Annotated in this window: 18 protein-coding genes; 8 read left to right on the forward strand and 10 right to left on the reverse strand. The window is 64.0% G+C overall.

Features of this window, described 5'->3' with window-relative positions:
• Positions 1-55: 55 nt before the first annotated feature.
• From NKH97_RS13565 to NKH97_RS13585, 5 genes are all read right to left on the reverse strand, one after another.
• Entirely contained in the window at positions 56-1,117 is a 1,062-nt protein-coding gene (locus NKH97_RS13565; RefSeq protein WP_352440650.1) for a Gfo/Idh/MocA family protein, read from the reverse strand.
• Positions 1,114-1,953 carry a carbohydrate ABC transporter permease gene (locus NKH97_RS13570; RefSeq protein WP_127380895.1) on the reverse strand — a complete coding sequence of 280 codons (840 nt, stop codon included), beginning with the start codon at positions 1,951-1,953 and terminating at the stop codon, positions 1,114-1,116. Before NKH97_RS13570 ends, NKH97_RS13565 begins: the two co-directional genes overlap by 4 nt.
• 222 nt (positions 1,954-2,175) lie before the next feature.
• Positions 2,176-3,105, reverse strand: a complete 930-nt coding sequence (locus tag NKH97_RS13575) for a carbohydrate ABC transporter permease (protein WP_352774330.1) — start codon at positions 3,103-3,105, stop codon at positions 2,176-2,178.
• A gap of 249 nt (positions 3,106-3,354) precedes the next feature.
• On the reverse strand, positions 3,355-4,614 hold the full coding sequence (locus tag NKH97_RS13580; protein ID WP_352440652.1) for an ABC transporter substrate-binding protein: 1,260 nt from the start codon (positions 4,612-4,614) through the stop codon (positions 3,355-3,357).
• 2 nt (positions 4,615-4,616) lie between these two features.
• On the reverse strand, positions 4,617-5,576 hold the full coding sequence (locus tag NKH97_RS13585; RefSeq protein WP_352440653.1) for an N-acetylmuramic acid 6-phosphate etherase: 960 nt from the start codon (positions 5,574-5,576) through the stop codon (positions 4,617-4,619).
• A 198-nt stretch (positions 5,577-5,774) separates the two neighbouring features.
• On the opposite strand from NKH97_RS13585, the gene NKH97_RS13590 reads away from it, so the two are divergent.
• From NKH97_RS13590 to NKH97_RS13610, 5 genes are read left to right on the forward strand one after another with little or no spacing between them, the layout of a single operon-like run.
• Positions 5,775-6,656 carry a glucosamine kinase nucleotide-binding domain-containing protein gene (locus NKH97_RS13590; RefSeq protein ID WP_128305138.1) on the forward strand — a complete coding sequence of 294 codons (882 nt, stop codon included), beginning with the start codon at positions 5,775-5,777 and terminating at the stop codon, positions 6,654-6,656.
• The gene (locus NKH97_RS13595; protein WP_027040192.1) at positions 6,653-7,435 is read left to right on the forward strand and encodes a GntR family transcriptional regulator; all 783 of its coding nucleotides are present in this window, start codon (positions 6,653-6,655) and stop codon (positions 7,433-7,435) included. The genes NKH97_RS13590 and NKH97_RS13595 overlap by 4 nt, the downstream gene beginning before the upstream one ends.
• Complete coding sequence (locus NKH97_RS13600; RefSeq protein ID WP_352774334.1) at positions 7,432-8,484, forward strand: SIS domain-containing protein; 1,053 nt, start codon at positions 7,432-7,434, stop codon at positions 8,482-8,484. Before NKH97_RS13595 ends, NKH97_RS13600 begins: the two co-directional genes overlap by 4 nt.
• Positions 8,481-9,686: an N-acetylglucosamine-6-phosphate deacetylase gene (nagA, locus tag NKH97_RS13605; RefSeq protein ID WP_352797283.1), complete on the forward strand. Its 1,206-nt coding sequence runs from the start codon at positions 8,481-8,483 to the stop codon at positions 9,684-9,686. Before NKH97_RS13600 ends, nagA begins: the two co-directional genes overlap by 4 nt.
• A gap of 33 nt (positions 9,687-9,719) precedes the next feature.
• Entirely contained in the window at positions 9,720-11,759 is a 2,040-nt protein-coding gene (locus tag NKH97_RS13610; RefSeq protein WP_023810866.1) for an ABC transporter ATP-binding protein/permease, read from the forward strand.
• A gap of 21 nt (positions 11,760-11,780) precedes the next feature.
• On the opposite strand, the gene NKH97_RS13615 is transcribed toward NKH97_RS13610, so the two are convergent.
• The 5 genes from NKH97_RS13615 to NKH97_RS13635 form a co-directional block, all read right to left on the reverse strand.
• Positions 11,781-13,295 (reverse strand): malonate--CoA ligase, encoded by a 1,515-nt coding sequence (locus NKH97_RS13615; RefSeq protein ID WP_352720939.1) that lies wholly within the window; start codon positions 13,293-13,295, stop codon positions 11,781-11,783.
• Between the two features lie 177 nt (positions 13,296-13,472).
• A complete protein-coding gene (locus tag NKH97_RS13620) occupies positions 13,473-14,213 on the reverse strand; it encodes a GntR family transcriptional regulator (protein ID WP_128305144.1) in 741 nt (246 codons plus the stop codon).
• Between the two features lie 410 nt (positions 14,214-14,623).
• Positions 14,624-15,301, reverse strand: a complete 678-nt coding sequence (rpe, locus tag NKH97_RS13625) for a ribulose-phosphate 3-epimerase (protein WP_023810869.1) — start codon at positions 15,299-15,301, stop codon at positions 14,624-14,626.
• A gap of 216 nt (positions 15,302-15,517) precedes the next feature.
• Entirely contained in the window at positions 15,518-19,369 is a 3,852-nt protein-coding gene (locus tag NKH97_RS13630; protein ID WP_352774339.1) for a DUF7929 domain-containing protein, read from the reverse strand.
• A gap of 10 nt (positions 19,370-19,379) precedes the next feature.
• Positions 19,380-21,365, reverse strand: coding sequence for a hypothetical protein (locus NKH97_RS13635; protein WP_502895373.1), 1,986 nt, complete (start codon positions 21,363-21,365; stop codon positions 19,380-19,382).
• 489 nt (positions 21,366-21,854) lie between these two features.
• On the opposite strand from NKH97_RS13635, the gene dnaK reads away from it, so the two are divergent.
• The 3 genes from dnaK (at position 21,855) to pmtA (ending at position 25,886) form a co-directional block, all read left to right on the forward strand.
• Positions 21,855-23,771 carry a molecular chaperone DnaK gene (gene dnaK, locus NKH97_RS13640; RefSeq protein ID WP_023810872.1) on the forward strand — a complete coding sequence of 639 codons (1,917 nt, stop codon included), beginning with the start codon at positions 21,855-21,857 and terminating at the stop codon, positions 23,769-23,771.
• 212 nt (positions 23,772-23,983) lie between these two features.
• Entirely contained in the window at positions 23,984-25,114 is a 1,131-nt protein-coding gene (gene dnaJ / locus NKH97_RS13645; RefSeq protein ID WP_023810873.1) for a molecular chaperone DnaJ, read from the forward strand.
• Positions 25,115-25,280: 166 nt separating this feature from the next.
• Entirely contained in the window at positions 25,281-25,886 is a 606-nt protein-coding gene (gene pmtA, locus NKH97_RS13650) for a phospholipid N-methyltransferase PmtA (RefSeq protein WP_128305147.1), read from the forward strand.
• Positions 25,887-25,965 lie beyond the last annotated feature (79 nt).

Consider the following 25,965-nt stretch of genomic DNA (forward strand, 5'->3'; position numbering starts at 1 on the left):
AGTCCTCCAAATTGGAATGTGGGCGCCAGGGCACCCCCTGACGACAATTCTGCGGTCACAATCGCACCGCCTTTCCACTGCGCACGCTCTCGTCGGCTGCAAGGCAGACCGCGAGCGATCTGACCGCGTCGTCCATGTGTTTGGTGAGATCCAGATCCTCGCGGATCGCCTTCAGCATGAAGGCCTGTTCGAGGTCGCAGAGGTCCTGGTGGCCGGGCTCGCCTTCCATCGACAGCATTTCGTCGGCCTTGAGAAACTTGCCGTCCGCGCCGGTCGCGGCGCTGTGCAGGCGAATGGTCGAGGTCTTGGTGTGGGTGTCGATGTCGTCGGACTTCACACCTTCCTTCATGACGATCGACACGCAGCCATTGGGCGAGATGACGTCCTTCACAAAGAACGCCGTTTCCGAAATCATCGGCCCCCAGCCGGCTTCGTACCAGCCGACCGAGCCGTCGTCGAACAGCACCTGCAAATGGCCGTAATTGTACATCGAGGCCGCCACCTCCTCGGTCAGCCGCACGCCCATGCCGCGCACCTCGACCGGCCTGGCGTCGGTGATCTGCAGCATGACGTCGAGATAGTGCACGCCGCAATCGACGATCGGCGACGTCGTCTGCATCAACTGCTTGTGCGTCTCCCAGGTGTGGCCTGAGGATTGCTGGTTGAGGTTCATGCGGAAGACGTAGGGGCCGCCGAGCTTGCGCGCTTCGGCGATCAGCCTGATCCAGGACGGGTGATGGCGCAGGATGTAGCCGATCACCAGCTTCTTGCCATTGGCCTTGGCCGCCGCGACGACGCGCTTGGCATCGGCCACGGTCGTTGCCAGCGGCTTCTCGACGAAGACATGGCAACCGGCTTCGAACGCCCTCACCGCATAGTCGGCATGGCTGTCGGAATAGGTGGCGATGCAAGCGACATCAGGCTTTTCGTCGCGCAGCGCCTCGTCGAAGGAGCGCCTGATGGCATAGCCCGACAGCCCGTCCGGCAACGGCACGTCCGAGCGGTTGATCAGCGCCGCGATCTGGAAGCCCGGATTGCTATGATAGGCCAGCGCATGGCTGCGGCCCATATTGCCGAGGCCGGCGACGACGACGCGAAGAGGTGTTTCAGAGTTCACTTGACGGCTCCGGACGTGATGCCGCGGATCAGCTGCCGCGAGAAGATGACGTAGAGGATCAGCACCGGCATGATCGCCAGCGACAGGGCTGCCAGGATGGCGTTCCAATTGGTGACGAACTGGCCGAGGAACAGCTGCGCGCCGAGCGTCACCGTCTTGGTTTCTTCAGACGGCGCCAGGATCAGCGGGAACCACAGATCGTTCCAGATCGGGATCATGGTGAAAACGGCGACGGTCGCCATCGAGGGCCTGACCAGTGGCAGCACCAGCCGGAAGAAGATGGTGTATTCCGACAGGCCGTCGATGCGGCCGGCATTCTTCAGATCGTCGGACACCTGCTTCATGAATTCCGACAGGATGAAGACGGCAAGCGGCAGGCCCTGCGCGGTGTAGACCAGGATCAGCGCCGTCAGCGTGTTGACCAGCCCGCTCGCCACCATCAGTTGCAGGATGGCGACGGTGCCCAGCCGGATCGGGATCATGATGCCGAGCGCCAGATAAAGCCCCATCAGCGAGTTGCCGCGGAAGCGGTATTCCGACAGCGCGAACGCCGCCATGGCGCCGAACAACAGCACGAAGAACAGCGAGGCGACGGTGACGACGAGGCTGTTCTGGAAATAGTGGATGAAGTCGCCCTGGCCGATCACCGTCGTGTAGCCGATCAGGTCGAAGGTTTTGGGCGTCGGCGGCGTCAGCGGCGCGCCGAAGATGCCCGCGCGCGACTTGAACGAGTTCATGATGACGAGGATCACCGGAAACAGCGCGATCGCCGTGTAGGTCAACAGGATCGCGTGGGCGCCGATGGTGCGGGGCACGGAACGGGTGGCGGTGCTCATTGGGAGGTCTCCTGACGCACACTTCCAAGGAATGGCGCCAAGGCACCCCCCTCTGTCCTGCCGGACATCTCCCCCGCAAGGGGGGAGATCGGATGTCGCGACTGCTTTCGCCAATCACAACGCAGCAAGATGGCCGGCAAGGCCAACGCTGCCAATCTCCCCCCTTGCGGGGGAGATGGCCGGCAGGCCAGAGGGGGGTGTTCAAGCTCGACATCTCGCCCCTCAGAACTGGTAGCGACGCAGGCGCGTCTGGACGAGGAAGAGGTAGACGCAGACGCCGCCGAGGATGATCAGGAACATCATCGTGGCAATCGCCGCGCCCATATTGGGGTCGCCGGTCTGCAGCTGGAAGCCGAAGAAGGCGCGGTAGAGGAAGGTGCCGAGAATGTCGGTCGAATAGTTCGGCCCGGCGAGCGCGCCTTGCGCGGTGTAGATCAGGTCGAAGGCGTTGAAATTGCCGACGAAGGTGAGGATCGAGATAATGCCGATCGACGGCAGGATCAGCGGCAGCTTGATCTTCCAGAACTGTGAAAGGCCGGTAATCCCATCGCATTCGGCGGCCTCGATCACCTCTTCGGGGATCGACAGCAGGGCGGCATAGATCAGCATCATCGGGATGCCGACGAACTGCCACACCGAGATCAGGCTGAGTGCGGTCAGTGCATATTGCTCCTTGCCGAGCCACGGCGTGAACAGGCCTTTGAGGCCGACGAGATCCATCAGATGCGGCGCCACGCCCCACAGCGGCGACAAGATCAGCTTCCAGGCGAAACCGACGATGACGAAGGACAGGATGGTCGGAACGAAGATCGCGGTGCGGTAGAAGGCCGCGAATCTGAGTTTCGGGCTGGACAGAAGCGCCGCCAGCATGACGCCGATCGGGTTTTGCACGATCATGTGGATGATGAAGAACCAGGTGTTGTTCCTGAGCGCGTTCCAGAAACCCACCGACCAGTTGGGGTCGCCGAACAGGGTGCGGAAGTTTTGCAGCCCAACGAAGACCTGGTGCTGCTCGATGTTGCGGAACAGCGACAGCTGCAGCGTGCCGGCGAGCGGCAGGATCATGATCGCCGTGTAGACAAGCACGGCCGGCGCCAAGAAGATGCCGATGTGCCAGCGGAACGGTCTTTTCGGTCTGATATCTGCGGCCATGAGTTCGGTCCCCGCCGTCTCTCGGTTCCAAAGGGTATCGATCTAGATGATGCCTCGATGCACGGCCCGAACACTCTTGCCCGATGCGGCAAGAACAAAGGCCTGCGACTGATCAGCTAGCCTTCCCCACAACAGTGAGGGTAAGGCCGGGAGGCGGTGCCGACAATCGCAATCTGAATAGGTGCACTGTGAATGAGGTGGTCCGGAACCGGCCAGGCGTGCGCCCGGCCGGCTCCGTTGCCTGAGCTCTTACTTCGCCGGCTTGTACCAGCTGTCGAGGCCGGTCTGCAGCTTCTTGGCGGCAGCTTCCGGCGTATCGGTGCCGTTGATGACGTTGGCCGATTCGACCCAGGTCTCGTTCTCGAGGTTCGGCGTGCCGCGCGACAGGATCTGGTAGGTCGAACGGATCGTCGGCTTGCACTTGGCGCGCCAGGAGACGAATTCCTGCGCCAGCGGGTCTGCCATCTTCACCGGCGAGGAGTTCAGGCTGAAGAAGCCCGGCAGCGCGTTGGCGTAGATGGTGGCGAAATCCGGCGAAGCGACCCAGGACAGGAAGGTCTTGGCCGCATCGGCATTCTTCGAAGCCGCATTGAGGCCCATGCCGATATCGGTATGGTCGGAGATGTAGCAGGTGTCGCCGGCCTTCTCGACCGGCGGCGGGAAGGCGCCCATCTTGAACTGCGCCTGGGTGTTGAACAGGCCGATTTCCCACGAGCCGGCCGGATAGATGGCTGCGCGGCCGAGCGTGAACAGGTTCTGGCTATCCGGATAGGTCTGCGCCTCGAAGCCATCGCCGAGATAAGGCTTCCACTTGGCCAGTTCCTCATAGGGCGCGACCCAGTCCTTGTCGGTCAGCTTCTGCTCGCCCTTGATCAGCGCCGCGCGGCCGTCCTCGCCCTTCCAGTAGTTGGGGCCGATGTTCTGGTAGCCCATGGTCGCGGCTTCCCAGAGATCCTTGGTGCCCATCGCCATCGGGATGTAGGTGCCGTCGGCCTTGATCTTGTCGAGCGCGGCGAAGAACTCGTCGCGGGTCTCCGGCACCTTGATGCCGAGCTTGTCGAAGGCGTCCTTGTTGTAGATGAAGCCGTGGATGACCGAGGCCATCGGCACGCAGAAGCTCGCCTTGCCGTCGTCGGTCTGCCAGGCGGATTTGGCGACGGGTGAGAAGTTCTCCATGCCGGGTAATGCCGAGAGGTCGGCAAGGTTGCCCTTCTTGAACAGCTCGAGCGACTTGTCGAATGGGCGGCAGGTGATCAGGTCGCCCGCCGAACCGGCGGCGAGCTTGGCGCCCAGCGCCGCGTCATATTCGGTCGGAGCCGACGGCGCGAACACCACCTTGATGCCCGGGTTCTTGGCTTCGAAGGCCGGGATCAGCTTGTCCTTCCAGATGGCAAGGTCGTCACCGCGCCAGCTTTCGATGTTGAGCGTTACGTCTGCGGCAGAAGCAACCCCGGCCGAGCCGAGAATGCTGGTGCCCAAAAGCAGTGCCGTCAGTAGTTTCGTTGTCATGCTCAGTCTCCCTGTTGACCTTTTTCAGGTTCGGTTTTGATGAGAACGGAGGCAGTGCGCCCTTTGCTCCCCTCTATCGCGGAAAGGGCCGGCCGCAGCTTCTGGCCGGCCTCTTCCAGTATCTTCTGCGCCGCGTCAGTGCTGTCGGCGCCGGCGGCGAGCAGAATGGCGGTCTTGACCGCGCCGCCGCTCTTCTCGAGCAGGCGGGCCGCCTCGTCCGTGTCGCGCCCGCTGACGGCGGCGACGATGCGCGCCGCGCGGTCGCGCAGCTTGATGTTGTCGGCCATGAGATTGACCATGTAGCCGTCATGCACATGGCCGAGATGGATTGCGGTCAGCGTCGACAGCATGTTGAGCGCGATCTTCTGGGCGGTGCCGGCGCCCATGCGCGTGGAGCCGGCGATCAGCTCCGGCGGCGTTTCGAGCAGGATAGCGGTTTGCGCCTGGCGCAGCAGAGCCGAGTTCCGGTTGTTGGCGATGCCGATGGTGGCAGCCCCACGGCGGGCAGCCTCCTCGATGGCCCGCACCGCATAGGGGGTCGTGCCACTGGCGGAAATGGCGATCAGGCAGTCGCCCTTGCCGAGGCCTGCCTCGGCAACCGCTGCCGCAGCCTCCTCGGTATCGTCTTCCGGCCCTCCGGCCAGCGTGCGGAAAGCGTCGTCGCCGCCGGCGATCAGGATGGCGATGCGGTCGCGGTGAATGCCGAAGGTGCCCGGCAACTCCAGTGCATCGGCCAGTGCCATCAGGCCTGAGCTGCCGGCTGCGGCGTAGGCGAGCTTGCCGCCGCTCTTCAGCCTGCCGGCAATGATCTCGGCGGCCCTGGCGATGGATGGAATGGCGTGGCGCACGACCTTGGCGGCTTCGATCTGCGCATCGGCCAAATAGGAAAGGACGGTGTCCGGAGCCTGGATATCCAGCCCCTCGGCATTTTTGTGAAGCGCTTCGGTGCGCGTTTCGGCCATCCCGGTTCCTCCAATACCAGAACAATACCAAAAAAATACCACTTGTCCACACGCATTAACGAATTCGCTGGTCGGAAATCGCTGAATCGACGAAATACGCAGATTTTTCAATAAAATACGGCTTAATCTTTTTGAAACGGAAATTAACCCTTGGCTATTGGTATTTTATTGGTATTATCCGCTTGGAGGAGAAATCACGTGAATTTCGTGCTCGGAATCGATGGCGGCGGCACCAGCTGCAGGGCCGCCCTGGCAACGGCGGACGGCATGGTGATCGGCCGCGCCAAAAGCGGCGCCGCCAACATCCGCACCGACCTGACCGGCGCCCGCTTGAACATCGTCGAGGCCGCGCGGCAGGCGTTCCTCGCCGCCGGGCAGGATGCGGAATTGATCCCGCGAACACCCGCAATTCTCGGCCTTGCCGGCGCCAATGTCGGCACCTACCGGCAGCAGCTCGAAGCGATCCTGCCGTTCAGCATCAGCCGCGTCGAGACCGACGCCGAGATCGCACTGGAAGGCGCCGTCGGCTCCGGTGACGGCGCCATGGCGATCCTCGGCACCGGCACCGCCTATATGGCGCGCAGACAAGGCAAATCGCGCGCCATCGGCGGCTGGGGCTTCCAGGTTGGCGACCAGGGCAGCGGCGCCCGTATCGGCCGCGACCTGCTCGAACAGACACTGCTTGCCTATGACGGCGTTCGCGCCGGTTCGCCGCTGACGCAGAGCATGCTGGCCGTCTTCCGCAACAACCCGGAGGACGTCGTCGAATTCACCACCAATGCCAAGCCGGGCGACTTCGGCGGCTTCGCGCCCAAGGTGTTCGAGCATGCCGAAAAGGGCGACAGCGTCGCCAACTGGATCCTCGACAGGGTGGTCGCCGACGTCGAAGCCTCGCTCGGCGCGCTCGACCTTGCCGACGACGCGCCGCTGTGCCTGCTCGGCGGGCTGGCGCCGCTCTACGCGCCGCGGCTGTCTGCCCGCTATCGGGCGCTGCTGAAGCCGCCGCTCGACGACGCGCTGGGCGGCGCGGTGCAGATGGCGGTTCGCCTTTTCGCCGGACACGCGGAGGCAACTCGATGAGCGAGGCCGCCGACCAGATCTTCGCCACGCTCAAACATCAGGCGCAAAGCGGCGCGCCGCTTTATCTGCAGCTTCGCAAGAGCATCGAGGACGCGGTCAATCGCGGCCTGATCGGGCCGGGCGACGCGCTGCCTTCCGAGCGCGACATCGCCACCAAGGCCGATATTTCGCGGGTTACCGTGCGCAAGGCGGTGCAGGACCTAGTCAAGGGCGGCATCCTGGTGCAGCGCCACGGCTCCGGCACCTTCGTGGCGCCGCGCATGGAGCGTGTCGAACAGTCGCTGTCGCGGCTGACCTCGTTCACTGAGGACATGGCGCGGCGCGGCATGGCTGTGCGTTCGGCATGGCTCGACCGCGGCCTTTACGCACCTTCGCCCGACGAGATGATGGTGCTCGGCCTGTCGTCGAGCGAACTGGTGGCGCGGGTGGCGCGCCTGCGCATCGCCAACGACACGCCGCTGGCGATCGAGCGCGCCTCGCTGTCGGCAAGCGTCTTGCCCGACCCGGCCGATATAGGCTCCTCGCTCTATGCGGCGCTGGAATTGACCGGCAACCGGCCGGTGCGCGCCGTGCAGCGCATTTCCGCCGCCAATCTCGGCGACAGCGACGCGCGCCTGCTCGAAGTGCCGCCAGGCATCGCCGGCCTGCACATCGAACGCATTTCTTATCTGGCGAGCGGCAAGGTGATCGAATTCACCCGCTCTATATACCGGGGCGACGCCTATGATTTCGTCGCCGAACTGCGGCTGACAGGGCCGAGCGAAGAGGGCCGACCATGAGTAAAGAGCCAACCAAGTCGACCGATGTGACCCATATGCGGCGCGAGATCGAGGAGATCCCGCAAGCCGTCGCCCGTCTGCTCGATGGCTCAGGCACCATGCTGACCGAGGCCGGGCGCGGCATCCGCGAACGCGACCCGCAGTTTGTCGTCACCGTGGCGCGCGGCTCGTCCGACCATGCCGCCACTTTCATGAAGTATGCCGTCGAGCTTACCGCCGGCCTCGCCGTGGCGTCGGTCGGACCGTCCATCGCCTCGATCTATGGCCGAAAGCTCAGGCTCGCCGGCTCGGCCTGCCTGGCGATCTCGCAGTCGGGCAAGAGCCCCGACATCGTCGCCATGGCCGAAACCGCGCGTGCCGGCGGCGCGCTGACCGTCGCCATCACCAACACCGCCGATTCGCCGCTGGCGCGTGCCTCGGACTATGCCATCGACATACTGGCCGGCCCCGAGCGCAGCGTGGCGGCAACCAAGACCTTCATCAATTCCGCCGTTGCCGGTCTCGCTTTGATGGCGCATGCCACCGGCGACGAAGCGCTGCTGGTGGCACTGGCCGGCTTGCCGGAGCATTTCCGCAAGGCGATCGCCTGCGACTGGATGAGCGTGCTGGCCGAAACGATCGAGAAACAGAAATCGCTGTTCATTCTCGGCCGCGGCCCGTCGGCGGCGATGGCCAATGAGGCGGCACTGAAGTTCAAGGAGACCTGCGGCATTCATGCGGAGGCCTACAGCGCCGCCGAAGTCATGCATGGCCCGCTGGCGCTGATCGGCCCCGATTTTCCGGTGTTGGCGCTGGCCGCGCGCGATGCGTCCGAACCGTCCATCGCCGAGGCCGCCGACAGCCTGGCGGCCAAGGGCGCGCCGGTGTTCGTCACCTCCGCACTTGGCAAACGCGCCGTGCGCCTGCCGCATGTCGCCACCGGGCACCCGCTGACCGATCCGCTGACGCTGATTGTGTCCTTCTACATGTTCGTCGAGGCCTTTGCCCGCCACCGCGGTCTTGATCCGGATACGCCGCGCAATCTTCGCAAGGTGACGGAGACAGTATGAACGATCGCTTTGCCCTGACTGGTGCCCGGATTTACGACGGGGACGACTGGCATGAAGGCCACGCGCTCGTCGTGCGCGACGGCCTCGTCGAGGCTATTTTGCCCACCAGCGCCATCCCCTCGGATATCCGCGTCGTCGAGACTGGCGGTGGCGTGCTGGCGCCGGGCTTCGTCGACCTGCAGGTCAATGGCGGTGGCGGCGTCATGCTCAACGACCATCCCGATGTCACCTCGATCGAAACCATCTGCAAGGCGCATGCGCCCTTCGGCACGACGGCGCTGCTTGTGACGCTGATCACCGACACGCCCGGCGTCACCGCCGCCGCCGTCGCCGCCGGCGAAGCAGCGGCGCTGCGGAAGGTGCCGGGCTTCCTCGGCCTGCATCTCGAAGGCCCGCATCTGTCGATCGCGCGCAAGGGCGCGCATGATCCGGCGCTGATCCGGCCGATGACGGACGCCGACCAGGCGATGCTGATCGCGGCGCGGCAAAAGCTGCCGGTGCTGCTCACCACCATAGCGCCGGAATCCGTCGAACCGGCGCGTGTCTCGGCACTCGCCAAGGCCGGCATCGTCGTCAGCCTTGGCCATTCCGACACCGGCTACGCCACCGCCAGTACCTTTGCCGAGGCCGGCGCCTCGATGGTCACCCATCTGTTCAACGCGATGAGCCAGATCGGCAATCGCGAGCCCGGGCTGGTGGGCGCGGCCATCGACATCGGCGCGTTGTCGGCCGGTCTCATCGCCGACGGCATCCATGTCGATCCCGCCACCATCAAGATCGCGCTGCGCGCCAAGCAAAGTCCCGGCAAGATCGTGCTTGTCAGCGACGCCATGGCGACGATCGGCACCGACATGACCTCGTTCACGCTGAACGGCCGCACCATCTACCGCAGGGACGGCAGCCTGCGGCTTGCCGACGGTACACTGGCGGGCGCCAATCTCGACATGATCTCTGCCGTGCGTTTCATCCACCGCGTAGTCGGGGTCGAGCTTTCCGAGGCCTTGCGCATGGCCTCGCTCTATCCGGCGCAGGCGATCGGCCAGTCGCACCGGCTCGGCCGCTTCGCCAACGGCACGGCCGCGGACATGGTCGCGCTGTCGGACGATCTCGACACGAAGGGCGTCTGGATCGGCGGCGAAAAGGTTTTTGCGGCCGGTTCCGCCACTGCGTTGATTTCAGGTTCAAGTCGGCTGACGTCATGAAACCTTTTGATTTTGAGGTCGTTGTCGGAGCGTATGTCCGAGGCGAAACCCAAATTGAAACAGGCCGACGGCATCAAACCGCGCGATGCCTTGAAGCCGCGACAGCAAGCGCCGCGTGACCAGAGGCCACGCCACGAGGAGTTGCGCGAAAAAAAGCCGTCGGCCGCCGAAGCTGCCCCCGAGGTCGACGGCCAGCCGGGACCGCCACCGGAGGCTGTCGAGCCCGATCCGCAACTGACGCTCGAAGAGGCCGAGCAGGCGCGCAAGAAATATCTGCTGCGGCGTTTCTGGATCAGCGCGCGCGGTTACTGGAGCCGGCGCGGCGACCGGCTCGCCTGGCCGTTCACGATCGGGGTGTTGCTTCTAATCTGCATCAATATCGGCTTCCAGTATGGCATCAATGTCTGGAACCGCTCGATGTTCGATGCGCTCGAGCAGCGCAACGCCCGCAGCGTCTACTTCCTCAGCGCGCTATTCGTACCGCTGGTGATCTGCAGCGGCAGCCTTGTCGTCGCGCAGGTTTACCTGCGCATGACGATCCAGCGCCGCTGGCGTTCCTGGCTGACCACCGCGGTCATTGCGCGCTGGCTGGCAAGCGGTCGCTACTACCAATTGAACCTCGTCGGCGGCGACCACCAGAACCCCGAGGCCCGCATGACCGAGGATTTGCGCATCGCCACCGAGTCGCCGGTCGATTTCATCGCCGGCGTCCTCAACGCGTTCCTGTCGGCCTCGACCTTCATCGTCGTGCTGTGGACCATCGGCGGCGCGCTCACCCTGCCGATCGGCAGCGAGAGCATTACCATTCCCGGCTTCCTAGTCATCACCGCGATGATCTATGCCGCCATCACCTCGACCTCGATGGTGGTCATCGGCCGCCATTTCGTCCGGCTCTCCGAGCAGAAGAACCAGGCGGAAGCCGAATTGCGCTACACGCTGACGCGCGTGCGCGAAAACGGCGAGAGCATCGCCTTGCTGGGCGGCGAGGAGGAGGAGCGCAGCGGCATCGACAGGAATTTCGGCCATGTGCTCAGGCAATGGGCGCTGCTGACGGGCCAGCACATGCGCACGGCGGCGGTGTCGCAGGGATCGAGCCTGTTTGCGCCGGTCGTGCCGATCCTGCTGTGCGCGCCAAAATTCCTCGAAGGCTCGATGACGCTTGGCGAGGTGATGCAGGCAGCGTCTGCCTTTGGCATCGTGCAAGGCGCGTTCGGATGGCTGGTCGACAACTACCCGCGTCTTGCCGACTGGAACGCCTCGGCGCGGCGCATCGCCTCGCTGATGATGTCGCTCGACGGGCTCGAGCGTGCGGAGCAGAGCGACGCGCTCGGACGCATCCAGCACGGCAAAACCGAAGACGGTGCGATGCTCAGCCTCGACGATCTCTCCGTCACGCTCGACGACGGCACCTCCGTGGTCAAGGAAACCGAGGTTGCGATCGAACCGGGTGAGCGCGTGCTGGTGGCTGGCGAATCCGGCTCGGGCAAGTCGACGCTGGTGCGGGCCGTTGCTGGCCTGTGGCCATGGGGCGGCGGCAGCGTCAATTTCCACGCCGACAGGCGACTGTTCATGCTGCCGCAACGCCCCTACATCCCCTCGGGCACGCTTCGCCGCGCGGTCGCCTATCCCGCGGCGGCGGACAAGTGGACGATCAAACAGATCAAGGCCGCCCTCGACAAGGTCGGCCTTGCCTATCTTGCCGAAAGGATCAAGGAAGAAGCGCCATGGGACCAGACGCTGTCGGGCGGCGAAAAGCAGCGCCTCGCCTTCGCGCGCCTGCTGCTGCACCGCCCCGATATCGTCGTGCTGGATGAAGCAACCTCGGCGCTCGACGAGAAGAGCCAGGACACCATGATGGCGACGGTGATCCGCGAATTGCCTGATGTCACCATCATCAGCGTGGCGCACCGGGCCGAGCTGGAAGCCTTCCACAGCCGCAAGATCACCCTCGAACGGCGCGAGGGCGGCGCCAAGCTTGTCAGCGACATCAATCTCGCCCCACGCAAGCGCAACCTGCTGAAGCGCGCCTTGTGGGGTTCCGGCAGCCGGGCCGAAAGGCCGCGCAAGGAGTAAGGCGCCCCTGCCCCAGCGCAACTATGATGCGTATATGTCCTTGTAGGTGTCGCGCAGCAGGTTCTTCTGTACCTTGCCCATGGTGTTGCGCGGCAGTTCATCGACGAAGATCACCCGCTTCGGGTGCTTGTATTTCGCCACCCGCCCGGCGATGGCGCCGAGAATTTCGGCATCGGTGATCGGCGATGACGGCGCACGCACGACGACGGCGGTGACGCCTTCGCCGAAATCCGGATGGGCAACGCCGATGACGGCGCTTTCGCTAACCCCGTCGAGCGCGTCGATCTCGCTTTCGAGTTCCTTCGGATAGATATTGTAGCCGCCCGATATGATCAGGTCCTTGCCGCGGCCGACAATGTGGACGTAGCCGTCGGCGTCGACCATACCGAGATCGCCGGTGATGAAAAAACCGTCGGCGCGGAATTCCGCCTTGGTCTTCTCCGGCATACGCCAATAGCCGCCGAAGACGTTGGGGCCTTTGACCTCGATCATGCCGACCTCACCCTGCGCAAGTGCTGCGCCGCTGTCGGGATCGGCGATGCGAAGCGTGACGCCGGGCAAGGGGAACCCGACCGTACCGGCGCGCCGCTCGCCCTCATAGGGGTTCGAGGTGTTCATGTTGGTCTCGGTCATGCCGTAGCGTTCGAGGATCGCGTGGCCGGTGCGCTCGCGCCAGGCCTTGTGCGTCTCGGCCAAAAGCGGCGCCGAGCCGGAAATGAACACACGGATGTTTTTTGCCGCCTCATGGGCCAGCCCATCCTGCTGCAGCAGGCGCACGTAGAAGGTCGGCACGCCCATCAGGGCCGTGGCACGCGGCATCAGCGAGACGATGCGGGCCGGATCGAACTTCTGCTCGAACAGCATCGAGGCGCCGGCCATCAGGACGACATTGGTGGCGACGAACAGGCCGTGCGTGTGGAAGATCGGCAATGCGTGGATCAGCACGTCGTCTCCAGTGAAACGCCAGTGCTCGACCAGCACGCGCGCGTTCGAAGCAAGGTTCTCGTGGCTGAGCATGGCGCCTTTCGAACGGCCGGTGGTTCCCGACGTGTAGAGGATTGCCGCGAGGTCATCCGACCCGCGCGCCACGTCATGAAAATCCGTCGGCAGCCGCGAGGCCTGGTCGGTCAGCGATCCCCGGCCGTCGCGGCCGAGCGTGACGGTGACGGCGCCCGTCTTTTCCGCCAGCGCGCCGATATCGGCCGCTCTTGCCGGATCGCAGACGACCAGGCGTGGTTCCGCGTCGCCGAAGAAATACTCCAGCTCGGCCAGCGTATAGGCGGTGTTGAGCGGCAGGAAGACGGCGCCGGCTCGCAAGCAGGCGAGATAGAGCATGACCGCTTCCGGGCTCTTCTCGACCTGCACGGCAATGCGGTCACCGGGTTCGACATCCAGTTGCAAGAGCGCATGCGCAAGCTGCGCAGAGCGGGCCAGCATATCGCCATAGGTGAGCAAGCGGCCATCATCGGTCTCCATCAGCAAGCGCGCTGGCGCCGGCATCCGGGACCGGAACGCATCGAACAGATGATTGCTCATGAAGACTTCCTGGGGTGCTACGGCGCTGAGCATGCGCCTGTCGCGGCATGCCCCGGCGGCGAGAGTTCGCGGTTCTTGGCCGCGCCGTCAAGCCCGCCGACAGCGGTTCACGCCGGCCGCTCTCCACGCAGGCTGAGCGCAAGAAACGAGCGCAAGAGACCCGCCAGGAAACGACTGCTATCGCCGAGCGCGTTTGCCGGCGAGTTCCTTCGTTTCGTCGTCCTGCTCGAAGCGCTTCATGCACATGGCGGCAGTCAACCGGTAGTGGTTGAGCAGTGCCTCGACGGCGCCGTCGGCATTGCCGTCCAGGGCACATTCGGCGATCAGGCGATGCTCGCCGAAATCGTCGCGCTGGACGCCTTCGCCATCATTGGCCATTTGCCGGTAGCGATAGGCGTGATCGGAGAGCTGGTCGCAAAACCCCACCAGCCATTGCGACCGGCAGGCCGAAATCAGCACCCTGTGAAAGATGCGATGCAGCCTCTCCCAATCGGGATTGAGCGAGACGAGGTTCTGCGGCGAAAAACGTGACGCACGGCCCAGGCGATGCAGCGCCAGCACGAGTTGTTCTTCCCATTCGGCGGTGCGGTGGACGATGGATTCGCGAAGCGCCCGCTCCTCGAGCCAGCAGCGGGTGCGCGTCAGCTCTTCGAGTTCCGGCGCACTGACCGGCATGATGAAGAAGCCGCGCTGGTCGTGCCGGCCGAGAAGTCCTTCCGAGGCGAGGCGATTGAGAGCCTCGCGGACAGGTGAGGCGCCGGCCCCATATTTGGAGACAACCCATTCGACCCGCAGTTTGCTCTCGGTTTCAAGGACACCGCCGAGAAGATCGTCCCGCAATTGCTGATAGACCGTACTCGCAAGCGTGCTCTTCGGTCCCGCAGCGTCGTCGTTCAGATTGGCAGCTCCGTATGTCATAGCGACTCCTTGTCCCCAAGACTTGGCCTGGGCGATTCGAGTCTGAAAGCATTCGCCGTCTCGTACTTGTACCATACAGCGCGAGCATTCGCCTGCTCAAGCAGAAGATCACGCTATTGTACTTTAGCACGAAGGAATATGCGGCATTCCGGAGCTCAATGCTGTAATTCCGCGCATTTTCACAACCTGTGGAAACTTAACATGTTTTGTATGCACGCAGGAGAATCTGTCTTTCTGTTCTTTTGTATGCGCGCGAGATCAACTGTCTGCTTTGGGCATAGGCCGGCGGACCTTGAGACCGAATCAGGCAACCGCTCAGCCCGATGCCGTTGCGCATCAGATCTTCACAAGCCCCGCCCGGGACCAGAACCTTAGCCGGCATGTCGGGCCGACCGCGGGAACACCGCCGGTCAGCCGGCTGCGTTGTCGGCTGCCGTCCTGATCGCCTGGATGTTCTGACGATAAGCCTCGACGCTGCCGCCTTTGAAGATGGCGGCGCCCGCCACCAGCACGTCGGCGCCGGCAGCGGTGACCAGCGGCGCGGTCTCGGCTGAAACACCGCCGTCGATCTCGATGCGGATCGGCCGGCCGCCGATCAGGGCCTTGACCCGCTTCACCTTGTCGACGACCGCCGGGATGAAGGCCTGGCCGCCGAAGCCCGGATTGACGGTCATGATCAGGATCAGGTCGAGCCGGTCGAGCACGTATTCGACCACGCTTTCCGGCGTCGCCGGATTGAGCGACACACCGGCCTTCTTGCCAAGGTTCCTGATGGTCTGCAGCGAGCGGTCGAGATGCGGGCCGGCCTCGGCATGGACGGTCAAACCGTCGCAGCCGGCCTCGGCAAAAGCGGCCAGATAGGGGTCGGCCGGGGCAATCATCAGATGGCAGTCGAAGAAGGCCTTGGTGCGGTTGCGGATCGCCTTGATCACCGGCGGGCCAAAGGTGATGTTGGGCACGAAATGCCCGTCCATAACATCAAGATGGATCCAGTCGGCGCCGGCCGCCGCCACCGCTTCGACCTCATCGCCGAGTTTGGAAAAATCCGACGCCAGCACCGATGGTGCAATCAGGGTCTTTCTGCTCATGGGTGCGGCCTTTCCGAGTGTCCTTCTCGTTCGGCCACCCTATCGACTGCCTAATGTGCCACAGCCGACTTGTCGAGGGTGCAGGCGCGGGCACCGCGCAGGCTGACGTGCCAGCATCCCCGATCACGTGCGGCCAATTCCCGCTTGCCCCCACAGCTACGAAGAAAAACCCGCCGAATTGCTCCGGCGGGTTTCTGGTCTCGTGTCGAGCAGTGGTTATTGCTGCTGGAGTTTCAGGATTCTGTCTGGAACCGGATCCTGTTGCTGTTCGACCTGCGGCCTGCGCCGTGGCAATACCTGCTGCAGCAGCAGGCCGGGGTTGAGCTCCAGCGACGGTTGTCCGCGGACGGGCCGGCAGTTCGGATAGCGCCCGATCGTGCCTTCCGGGCAGCGCCGCCTGATGATCGGCTGGCATTGGCCATTGATCATCTGCGAGCCCGGTGCGCATTCCACCTCCTGTCTGGGCTTGCGGCATGCGCCGTTGATCACCTGCGTCCCACGCGGGCAGACACACTCGCCGCGCTTGTTGTGGACCTGGCCGCGTATGTCGCATTGCTCCTGCGTCGGCTGCTTGCGCCGGCAGGCATTGCCCCGCACCTCGGTACCCCTCGGGCAGACACAAATGCCGTTGGCGTCGTGGACCTGACCACGGATGGTGCACTGCTCAGGCTTTGGCCGGATCGGACGGCAGGCGCCGTTTCTGACCTCGGTACCCCTTGGGCAGGCACAATCGCCATCCGCGTCGTGGATCTGACCACGGATGATGCACTGCTCAGGCTTCGGCTGGATCGGGCGGCAGGCACCATTGCGCACCTCGGTCCCTCTCGGGCAGACGCAGTCTCCATCGGCGTCGTGAACCTGACCACGGATCGTGCACTGCTCAGGCTTTGGCTGGATCGGGCGGCAGGCATTGCCCCTGATCTCGGTTCCCCTGGGGCAGACACAATCGCCATCCGCATTGTGGACCTGGCCACGGATGGTGCACTGCTCGGGCTTGTCGGTCCTGACACATCTGCCGTTCTCGAGCCCGGTTCCGCGTGGGCAGACGCAACGTCCGTCCTCGGTGCGGATCTGGCCTTCGAGCAGCACACAGCGCTTCGGCTGTTCCGGCTTCGGCACGATACCACCGCCCGGCGAGCACTGGCCGTTGCGGTAGGTAGTGCCTTCCGGGCAAACGCAGCGGCCGGCATCGTTCATGACGAAGCCTTGCGAGCATTCCTTCTTCGTCTCCTGGCTAATGGTGAAGGGATGGCAGGCATAGGCCTTGCCACGATCGCCCTGCACATTGGTCTGATCGCCGCCGAGCACCTCGCCACCGCCTTGCACCCGTGTCTCGGGAGAGAGCACGCCGACGCAGTTCTGGCCGCTGACATTGCCCTGCAGATTGGCCAGGCGACCGTCGTCGGGAATGACCACGGTGACATGGTGCACCTGGCTTTCGCCGGCGCCGAGCGTCAGGTTGGCAATGCAGGACGCAGGCAAGGTTGCCGGTTCCGGCGAACAGCCAAAGGGCGGATCGATCGACGTGATCTCAACGCCTTCCAGCCTGCCGAGACCCTCCACGCCGATCGCATCGCCAATGCGGACCGGCCCGGAGAAGGGGGTCGTTCCGTCATTGGTGATAGTGATCTCGAACGAACAGGGTTGGCCGAGCCTGCATTCACGGTCGCCGGTCTTTTCGACACGGATGGTCGAAGAACCGCCGCCCTTGGCGCAGGCCTGGCCAAAGGGATAGACGACGTCGTCGCCCGGTGCCGGCCCATAGGAGCCGCGCGCGCAGTTTTCGAACGCGCCATTGGCCGAGACCGTCACGTCGAAGTGGCGGCTGGTTCCAGGTACCATGACGGCACCGGGAATCTGGCACGACAGCGCGTTGGCCGGAACCGGTCCACACGCCCATTCCGCACCGTCAGGGGTGACGGTCTGGATCTGGACAGGCGCGCCGCCGGCAACCAGCGTGGCGGCATCGTTGACCCGCACCGGGCCGGTGGGGGCAGCGGTGCCAAGGCTGATGACGGTGATGCGGCAAGAGATGACCGCAGCGCCGGCGAGCGAGCCGTTGCACACCTTGGCGATGCGCAAGGTCGGCTTGCCGCCATTGGGATGACGGAAGCGTTCCTTTGCGCAGGCCTTGTTGTTGGTGAGATCGTTTTCACCGGGGATGGGCTTCACCGTCGCGCAATTCTCGACAGTGTCCGACTGGTAGCCGGCCGGCATGACCGCCTTGACGACGATCGGCGTCGAGCCGCCCGGAGGCAGCGAGATGCCCGCATTGTCGCAGCGGAACAGCCCGGGGCCGGTTGGTGCGCAGGTCCATGGCGGGCTCGGGCCGAAGGTCGAGGAGGCTGGCGCGCCGCCGGGATAATTGTCGATGACCGTCAGCGGTCCATTGTAGGTGGCGCTGCCGTTGTTGATGATGTCGATCACGAAGTAGCAGATGCCGTCGGCCGTGCAGACCGGGATACGGGCACGCTTCTTCAGGATCAGGTCGACCTTCTTTTCGACCGGCGGCCGGCAGTCGCGGTCGCGATCGCCACGCCGGCAGACCGGGATCGAGGCACAGCCGCGGTCGTTCGACTGGCTGCCGAACAGTGGCTTGTCGCTGGCCCCGTAATTATAGGTGGCGCAGTTGCGCAAGACGCTGCCTTGCCAGCCTCCGGCCGGCTTGAAGCCGAGCTTGAGGTCGACGGAGGCCCCCGGATTGAGCGTGGTCACCGGATGGGTGCAAATCATAGGGGTGGTGCCGGGTACGCAGACCCAGGGCGGATTGGGCCCTGAATCGAGTGTCGAGCCGGCCGGCAGCGTCACCTCGTCGAGCACGATCTTGCCGTGGTAGGCACCGGTGCCGACATTGGTGACCCTGATGGTGAAGTCGCAGCCGCCGCCCATCGTGCAACGCGTCACGTCGGCGCGTTTCTCAACCTTGAGGTCCGGCTCCTTGTCCTTGGGCGGGCACCTCTGGTCACGCGGGATGACGATGTCGATGGTCTGCGTGCAGCACAGGCCCCAGCCTTCCTTCGGACCGGCATAGGTTTCGATGCCGGTGACGATGAGGTGGATGACGTCGCCGGGCGATGCGCCGACGATCTTCCAGTTGAGCACACCGCCGCCCGCCGGCACCAGTTGGGTGTCGGGGATGACGGTGACGCCTGATGTGGTCGTCGAAACCTGCACCCATTTGCCGCCCATCTCCGGGCCGACCGGCATGTGGTAGATGAAGGCACCGCCGCCGGGCACGCAGTCGACGGTGCCGCGCTCCACCTTGAAGCATTCCTTGCCGGGAGGTGGCGGCGGCGGGTTGCACTTGGTGACGTCGATCTTGATCGAGGTCTTCACGCCGGTCTTGAAGTCGCCGTCGTCGGGCTTGCTCGGATCCTGCGACGGGATGATGGTCCCGGTGCCCGGTCTGGCGGTCACCTTGATCATCCCGTGGTTGTCGACGATCGTCGGCGCGGGAAATGCCGCATGATCGATCTTGGCCGTGATCTTGAAGTTGATGACGCGCTCGTTGGGAGCGCCGGCGCCGTCGAGATCGGAAGTGGAGATGCGGAAGTCTGAAACAACAGCGGTATCGTTGGGACCCGCCGAGGTGCTGATCGTCGCGCCCGGCAGTGGTCCGCCGGATGAATCCGTGCCGTCGCCGGACACATTGACGTTGACGATCTCAAGGCCGTGCGGAAGCTGGTCCTTGAAGTCGACCCGGACCTTCTTCAGCCTGGCCTCAAGGCTTGGGTCGGCAAGGCCCTGCGGATCGCCGCGCAGGCCGAAGCTCAGCGAATAGACGACGTAGTCGCAGCCTCGTTGAGTGCCTTTCTTGGTGAAGAAGGGTACGACCCGGTCGGGCCTCGGAGTGATGACGCGCGAACTGTCGAGATCGAGCTTCAGCTCCGGGGTGATCGGGGCAGCGCCTTCCGCAAAGCCTTGCACCGGGGTTAGCATGGCGACCGCGATACCGGCCGCCATCAGCCAGCGCGCGCCGCGCCTGGCGTATGACAGGGGTTTCATGATCGTCTCCACGACGGTTTCTTGAGTGTTGGTTGCGAATGGGGAGAGTGCGAGATTTTTCATCTTCCCCTCCTCAACGTTCGCAGCTGACGGCTGGGGTTCGGAGCGGCAAGATCATCTTGCAGCAAGGGTAGTAGCCACCCTTGTCCTTGTCGGACTTCCTGTAGAAGCAAAGTCCAACATCCACTCTGTCGCCCGGATAGTGGCCGGTAATGTCGATCGTGTAAGGCTGGCCGGGCGCATGCGACTGGAATGACGTCACCCCGACGCCTGGCGTCCTGGACTTTGTCTCATTCGAAGGTTGGGCCTTTATCGAATCGCCGCCGAAGCCGGCACGGTCATGGAGATAGAGATCGGCCTGGAGGCCGCGAGGCGTACAGTAATACCTGATATCCTCGACATCGATGCACGGAGGCAGATTGCCGGGCGGTGGGAAGTCCGGCGGGTAGAAGGGGGGCAGGTAGCCGCCCGGGATTTCTTCATAATAGCCGGCGCGGCCTTCACAAGGATGCCAGACGGCAACGTCGCCGACATGACCCTCGACCTCCGGGTCTTCGAAATAGCCGTCGAAGTCGACGAACCAGGAGCCGAAGGGCGGCACATTGGCCGGCTTGACCAGCTCTTTCGGCGTGATCTGCACGCCGTGCACGGCGAGCGGCCCGCCGGCGGCGAGCTGTTCGGCGAGAGCCGGATTGTCGCGCAATTTGTCGCCGGTGTTGACCAGCGTCTGCGTGCAGACCGATGTGTCGAGAGTGCCGTCGGAATCATAACCATACTGCAGGTCGAGACCGCCGGCCGACTGCCTGTTGCCCTGAGGGAAACCGACCGCATATTCCTGCGGCACTTCGACCCAGACCGATTCCGTCTCCGGATCGTCCGGGTTCTCTCGGAAGTAGCGGATGACCTCGCCCTTGCCGGAATCGGCGAACTGGCTGTAATCGTAGCGGTTCTCGACCGGGCCGCGCTGGGCCAGGTACATGAAGCCGGTGTTGTCGAAAGCGATGTCGGTGACGGCGTAGTCCTTGTCGGCCTTGACCGTCAGTTCCCAACGCGGGTCGCCGGCAAAGGTGCCGTTGCGGGCAATGCCCACCGACCAGATTTCAGACTTTTCACCGACCGAATAATAAAGCCGGCCGCCATGATAGGAGACGGCCCAGATGCGGCGCTCGTCCTGCGTGTAGCCCCAGCTGTCGGGGTCTTCGCTGTCGAAAGCCGCACCCTGTATGTCCATCACCGAACCATCGTCGGCGATCGGAGCTAGCCCATGCGCCGGGCGCCCGGCAACGCCGTGGTCGAAGCTGTCGATCAGCGTACCGGTGGCATCGATGCGATGGACCAGGCCGGTATCGAGGTCGGAGGCGAAGAACTGGCGATGAGCGGCGTCGAAGGTGAGATTGCCGATACCGGGACCGCTGTTGGTGTCGATGTCGGCGAACTTGGAGACCTGGCCGGTGATGCCGTCGATTTTCCAGATGGTGCCCGGCCCGCCACCGTTTTCGGTGCCGAACTGGCCGTCCATGAAGGTGGCGCCGGCCGCGCCGCGGCGCTGCCGCTCGGGGCGGCCGTCATCATCGGCGTCCGGGGTGACGATGCGGATGCCGTGCAGCGAGGCGGCGCCGGCATAGAGATTGGGAATGCCCGATGGAACGCCGTCGCGCACGCCGTCATCATAGGTGACGCCGAACACCTGGCCGATCTGCTCCGCCGTCACCTCGAGGGGCGGCGGCGTGTTGACCAGTTGCCCGGAGGCTGGGCCGCCCAGATGCGAGACGTCGAACACGCGCAAGGTGGCTCGCGTGGTGTCGATGAAGGTTTCGTCGACCGGATCGACGCCGGGCGGCAGGCCCCCTTTTTCGGAATCAGGGGGGTCGAAATTGGGAATGACGGTGCCGGAGAATCCAGTCACCGCCATCGAACCGGGATAGATGATCCGGGTTTCCTGCGCCTGGGCGGCGCCCAGCCACAGGCCGAGTGCCAGCGCCAGCAACCCGCCTGGATGCACAGCGCGGCGCAAGCCGCCATCAAGAGACGACACGAACGAGCCGCGGATGCGAGACATGACACTACCCCCCGTAGTCGACGGGAGAACGTCGGGTCTGGCCGCGCAAATCAGGGCAAGGCGCGGCGGTCCGGCTCGTTCTTCCCTGATCGAATTGTCTGCTTTCCTCAAAATCACGATACGCCTGCTCTTACGCAGGGTCAACGGAACCAGCGGGAAGCCCAGCGCATCGACCTCGTCCCGAAGGCAGTGGTCGCGCCGAGCTCCTGTTGTTCCCGGAGACCGCAGAGCCTCTGGGTTATTGGTCATGGGGGCTTCCTTTCCGGGCCGCACCATGCGGCACCTGGAGATCAGTCGCGGGCGGAGGTGGAAAGGTTCATGGAAGCCTTGCGCAGAATGCTTGCGCGCGATGCCGCCTGTTCTTATATACGCGCCAAGCCGTTCGGCGCCGGAATGCCGGTTGCCGGAACGGGATTTCTTGTGAACAGGGGCTTTCGTCGGAACGCCTGTACGGGTCCTGAGAGCCTGCTTAGCGGAGAGACTAGAAAAATGGCAAAAGTAATCGGTATCGATCTCGGCACCACCAACTCCTGCATCGCCATCATGGATGGCAAGGAGCCGAAGGTAATCGAGAATGCGGAAGGCGCGCGCACGACGCCTTCCATCGTCGCCATCTCGGGCGACGACGAACGTCTTGTCGGCCAGCCGGCCAAGCGCCAGGCGGTCACCAATCCTGAAAACACCATCTTCGCGGTCAAGCGCCTGATCGGCCGCCGCTATGACGATCCGGTGACGGAGAAGGACAAGAAGCTTGTCCCCTACAAGATCGTCAAGGGCGACAATGGCGATGCCTGGGTCGAGGCCGGCGGCAGGAAGCAGTCGCCCTCGCAGATTTCGGCCATGATCCTGCAGAAGATGAAGGAAACGGCGGAAGCCTATCTCGGCGAGAAGGTCGAGAAGGCGGTCATCACCGTTCCGGCCTACTTCAACGACGCCCAGCGCCAGGCAACCAAGGATGCCGGCAAGATCGCCGGCCTCGAAGTGCTGCGCATCATCAACGAGCCGACCGCGGCAGCGCTTGCCTATGGCCTCGACAAGAAGGAAGGCAAGACCATTGCCGTCTATGACCTTGGCGGCGGCACGTTCGACATTTCGGTGCTCGAAATCGGCGACGGCGTGTTCGAGGTGAAGTCGACCAATGGCGACACCTTCCTCGGCGGCGAGGATTTCGACATGCGCCTGGTCGAATACCTGGCGGCCGAGTTCAAGAAGGAACAGGGCATCGACCTGAAGAACGACAAGCTCGCCCTGCAGCGCCTCAAGGAGGCGGCTGAAAAGGCCAAGATCGAGCTGTCGTCGACGACCCAGACCGAAATCAACCTGCCTTTCATCACCGCCGACGCGACGGGGCCGAAGCACCTGACGCTGAAGCTGACGCGCGCCAAGTTCGAGCAGCTGGTCGACGACCTGGTCCAGCGCACGATTGCCCCTTGCAAGGCGGCGCTCAAGGATGCCGGCCTGAAGGCCGGCGAGATCGACGAAGTCGTCCTGGTCGGCGGCATGACCCGCATGCCCAAGATCCAGGAGATCGTGAAGCAGTTCTTCGGCAAGGAGCCGCACAAGGGCGTCAATCCGGATGAGGTCGTCGCTCTCGGCGCCGCCATCCAGGCCGGCGTGCTGCAGGGCGACGTCAAGGACGTGCTGTTGCTCGACGTGACGCCGCTGTCGCTCGGCATCGAGACGCTGGGTGGCGTGTTCACCCGCCTGATCGAGCGCAACACGACGATCCCGACCAAGAAGAGCCAGGTGTTCTCGACGGCCGAGGATAGTCAATCGGCCGTGACCATCCGGGTCTTCCAGGGTGAGCGTGAAATGGCCGCCGACAACAAGGCGCTCGGCCAGTTCGACCTGGTCGGCATTCCGCCGGCGCCGCGCGGCGTGCCGCAGATCGAGGTCACCTTCGATATCGACGCCAACGGCATCGTCAACGTTTCGGCCAAGGACAAGGGCACCGGCAAGGAGCACCAGATCCGCATCCAGGCATCGGGCGGTCTTTCGGACGCCGACATCGAGAAGATGGTCAAGGACGCCGAGGCCAATGCCGAGACCGACAAGAAGCGGCGTGCGCTGGTCGAGGCCCGCAACCAGGCCGAAGCGCTGCTGCATTCCTCGGAGAAGTCGCTGAAGGAATATGGCGACAAGGTTTCGGAAGGCGAGCGCACGGCGATTTCCGACGCGATCGCGGCGCTTAAGACCGCGACCGAAGGCGACGACCCGGCCGACATCGAAGCCAAGAGCCAGGCGCTTGCCGAGGCTTCGATGAAGCTTGGCCAGGCCATGTACGAGGCTTCGCAGAAGGAAGCGGCGGAAGCCGACGCCAAGGCGGACGCCGCCAAGGACAGTGACGTTGTCGACGCCGATTTCGAGGAAATCGACGAGGACGACGACAAGAAGAAGTCGGCCTGAACCGTTTGACGGCAAGATAAAGCGAAAAGCCCGGCGAAGGCCGGGCTTTTTTGCAACCCCTTGCAGAAAAACAGCGGGCCTTGCTGAAAAAATGCAGGCAAAGCCGCGTCGACACTGGCATCCCCCTTCCATCGCACCTAAATCGAAGCGTCAGTGCCGGCAAGAGACGCAACAATGCTTCAAGACGTTGAGCATCCGGACAGCGGGAAAAAATGAAAGCTGATTTCTACGAGACGCTGGGCGTCCAAAAAGGCGCCGACGAGAAGGAGCTCAAGAGCGCTTTCCGCAAGCTCGCCATGCAGTTCCATCCCGACCGCAACCCCGGCGATCATTCCTGCGAGCACAAGTTCAAGGAAATCAACGAAGCCTACGAGACGCTGAAGGACCCGCAGAAGCGCGCGGCCTATGACCGCTTCGGCCACGCCGCCTTCGAACAGGGCGGAATGAATGGCGGCGCGCAAGGTTTCGGCGCCGGCGGTTTCGCCGATATCTTCGAGGACATTTTCGGCGACATGATGGGCGGGCGCCAGCGCCGCTCGTCGGGCGGCCGCGAGCGCGGCGCCGACCTGCGTTATAACATGGAAATCACCCTGGAAGAGGCTTTTGCCGGCAAGACCGCGCAGATCCGGGTGCCGGCGTCGATCTCCTGCTCTGAATGTTCGGGCAGCGGCGCCAAGCCCGGCACCCAGCCTGTTACCTGCTCGATGTGCAACGGCCACGGCAAGGTGCGCGCCACGCAAGGGTTCTTTTCGATCGAGCGGACCTGCCCGCAATGCCAGGGGCGCGGCCAGACGATCAAGGATCCGTGCCCGAAATGCGCCGGCCAGGGCCGCGTCACCGAGGAGCGTTCGCTGTCGGTCAACATCCCGGCCGGCATCGAGGACGGCACCCGCATCCGTCTTGCCAATGAGGGCGAAGCCGGCCTGCGCGGCGGGCCATCGGGCGATCTCTATATTTTCCTGGCGGTCAAACCGCACGAGTTCTTCCAACGCGACGGCGCCGACCTGTATTGCAAGGTGCCGATCTCGATGACCACAGCCGCCCTTGGCGGCTCCTTCGAGGTGACGACGCTGGACGGGACGCAGACCAAGGTCAAGGTGACCGAAGGCACGCAGAACGGGCGCCAGTTCCGCCTCAAAGGCAAGGGCATGCCTGTGCTGCGCCAGCCCAATATCGGCGACCTCTACATCCAGACCGCGGTCGAGACGCCGCAGAACCTCACCCGCCGCCAGCGCGAACTGCTGGAGGAGTTCGAACAGCTCTCCTCGCAGGACAATTCGCCACAATCGAGCGGCTTTTTCGCCCGCATGAAGGATTTCTTCGAGTCGTTCGGCGAACGTTGATGCACTTTGGCCCGCCCAAGCCGATTTGCAACGCGTAAATCCTTGAATCTCGTCACCCCTTGAGACGCGACGAAAATTATCTTATCCACGACATGCGTCCGGCCGCGCCTTGCCTAGCACCGCTCAGGTGCTAAGTAACTTGCGGGGAGCGCTGAGGAGAGCTTGCATGACACGTGGCCCTGGACTGCGGAAGGCGCTTGTCGAAAAGTTCGACGACGAACTCAAATTCTTCAAGGGCTGGATCGACAAGCCGAAGGCGGTTGGTTCGATCGTGCCGACCAGTTCGGTCACCGCGCGCAAGATGGCGTCGATCGTCAATCCTAAATCCGGCCTGCCGGTGCTCGAGGTCGGTCCCGGTACCGGCGTCATCACCCGCGCCATCCTCGCCCAGGGCGTGCGGCCCGAGAACCTCTACGCGGTCGAGTATTCCACGGATTTCGTCCGTCACCTGCGGCGACTCTATCCCGGCGTCAACGTCATCGAGGGCGACGCCTTCAACCTCAACGCCACGCTTGGCGACAAGAGCGGGATGATCTTCGATTCCGTCGTTTCCGGCGTGCCGCTGCTCAACTTCCCGGTCGCCCAGCGCATTGCCTATATCGAAAGCCTGCTTGACCGCATCCCGGCCGGACGGCCGATCGTGCAGCTGACCTACGGCCCGATGTCGCCGATCCCGGCCGGCCGTGGCAATTATACGGTCAAGCATTTCGATTTCATCCTCCGCAACATCCCGCCGACCCAGCTGTGGATCTACCGCCGCGAAGCGCATTAATTTCTCGGCGCAGGGTTGTTCGCGGATCGCCAGTGCTCACCGCATACCTTGGCGATGGCGGGAACGTCCCTCGCTTCGT

The organism is Mesorhizobium sp. M0870 (assembly GCF_040319775.1).
Classification (GTDB): domain Bacteria; phylum Pseudomonadota; class Alphaproteobacteria; order Rhizobiales; family Rhizobiaceae; genus Mesorhizobium.

Coding starts and splice junctions, on each gene's coding strand:
- NKH97_RS13570 (WP_127380895.1), bottom strand. CDS start 1,953: ATGAGCACCGCCACCCGTTCCGTGCCCCGCACCATCGGCGCCCACGCG.
- NKH97_RS13575 (WP_352774330.1), bottom strand. CDS start 3,105: ATGGCCGCAGATATCAGACCGAAAAGACCGTTCCGCTGGCACATCGGC.
- NKH97_RS13580 (WP_352440652.1), bottom strand. CDS start 4,614: ATGACAACGAAACTACTGACGGCACTGCTTTTGGGCACCAGCATTCTC.
- NKH97_RS13585 (WP_352440653.1), bottom strand. CDS start 5,576: ATGGCCGAAACGCGCACCGAAGCGCTTCACAAAAATGCCGAGGGGCTG.
- NKH97_RS13595 (WP_027040192.1), top strand. CDS start 6,653: ATGAGCGAGGCCGCCGACCAGATCTTCGCCACGCTCAAACATCAGGCG.
- NKH97_RS13600 (WP_352774334.1), top strand. CDS start 7,432: ATGAGTAAAGAGCCAACCAAGTCGACCGATGTGACCCATATGCGGCGC.
- nagA (WP_352797283.1), top strand. CDS start 8,481: ATGAACGATCGCTTTGCCCTGACTGGTGCCCGGATTTACGACGGGGAC.
- NKH97_RS13610 (WP_023810866.1), top strand. CDS start 9,720: ATGTCCGAGGCGAAACCCAAATTGAAACAGGCCGACGGCATCAAACCG.
- NKH97_RS13615 (WP_352720939.1), bottom strand. CDS start 13,295: ATGAGCAATCATCTGTTCGATGCGTTCCGGTCCCGGATGCCGGCGCCA.
- NKH97_RS13620 (WP_128305144.1), bottom strand. CDS start 14,213: ATGACATACGGAGCTGCCAATCTGAACGACGACGCTGCGGGACCGAAG.
- rpe (WP_023810869.1), bottom strand. CDS start 15,301: ATGAGCAGAAAGACCCTGATTGCACCATCGGTGCTGGCGTCGGATTTT.
- NKH97_RS13630 (WP_352774339.1), bottom strand. CDS start 19,369: ATGAAAAATCTCGCACTCTCCCCATTCGCAACCAACACTCAAGAAACC.
- NKH97_RS13635 (WP_502895373.1), bottom strand. CDS start 21,365: ATGTCTCGCATCCGCGGCTCGTTCGTGTCGTCTCTTGATGGCGGCTTG.
- dnaK (WP_023810872.1), top strand. CDS start 21,855: ATGGCAAAAGTAATCGGTATCGATCTCGGCACCACCAACTCCTGCATC.
- dnaJ (WP_023810873.1), top strand. CDS start 23,984: ATGAAAGCTGATTTCTACGAGACGCTGGGCGTCCAAAAAGGCGCCGAC.
- pmtA (WP_128305147.1), top strand. CDS start 25,281: ATGACACGTGGCCCTGGACTGCGGAAGGCGCTTGTCGAAAAGTTCGAC.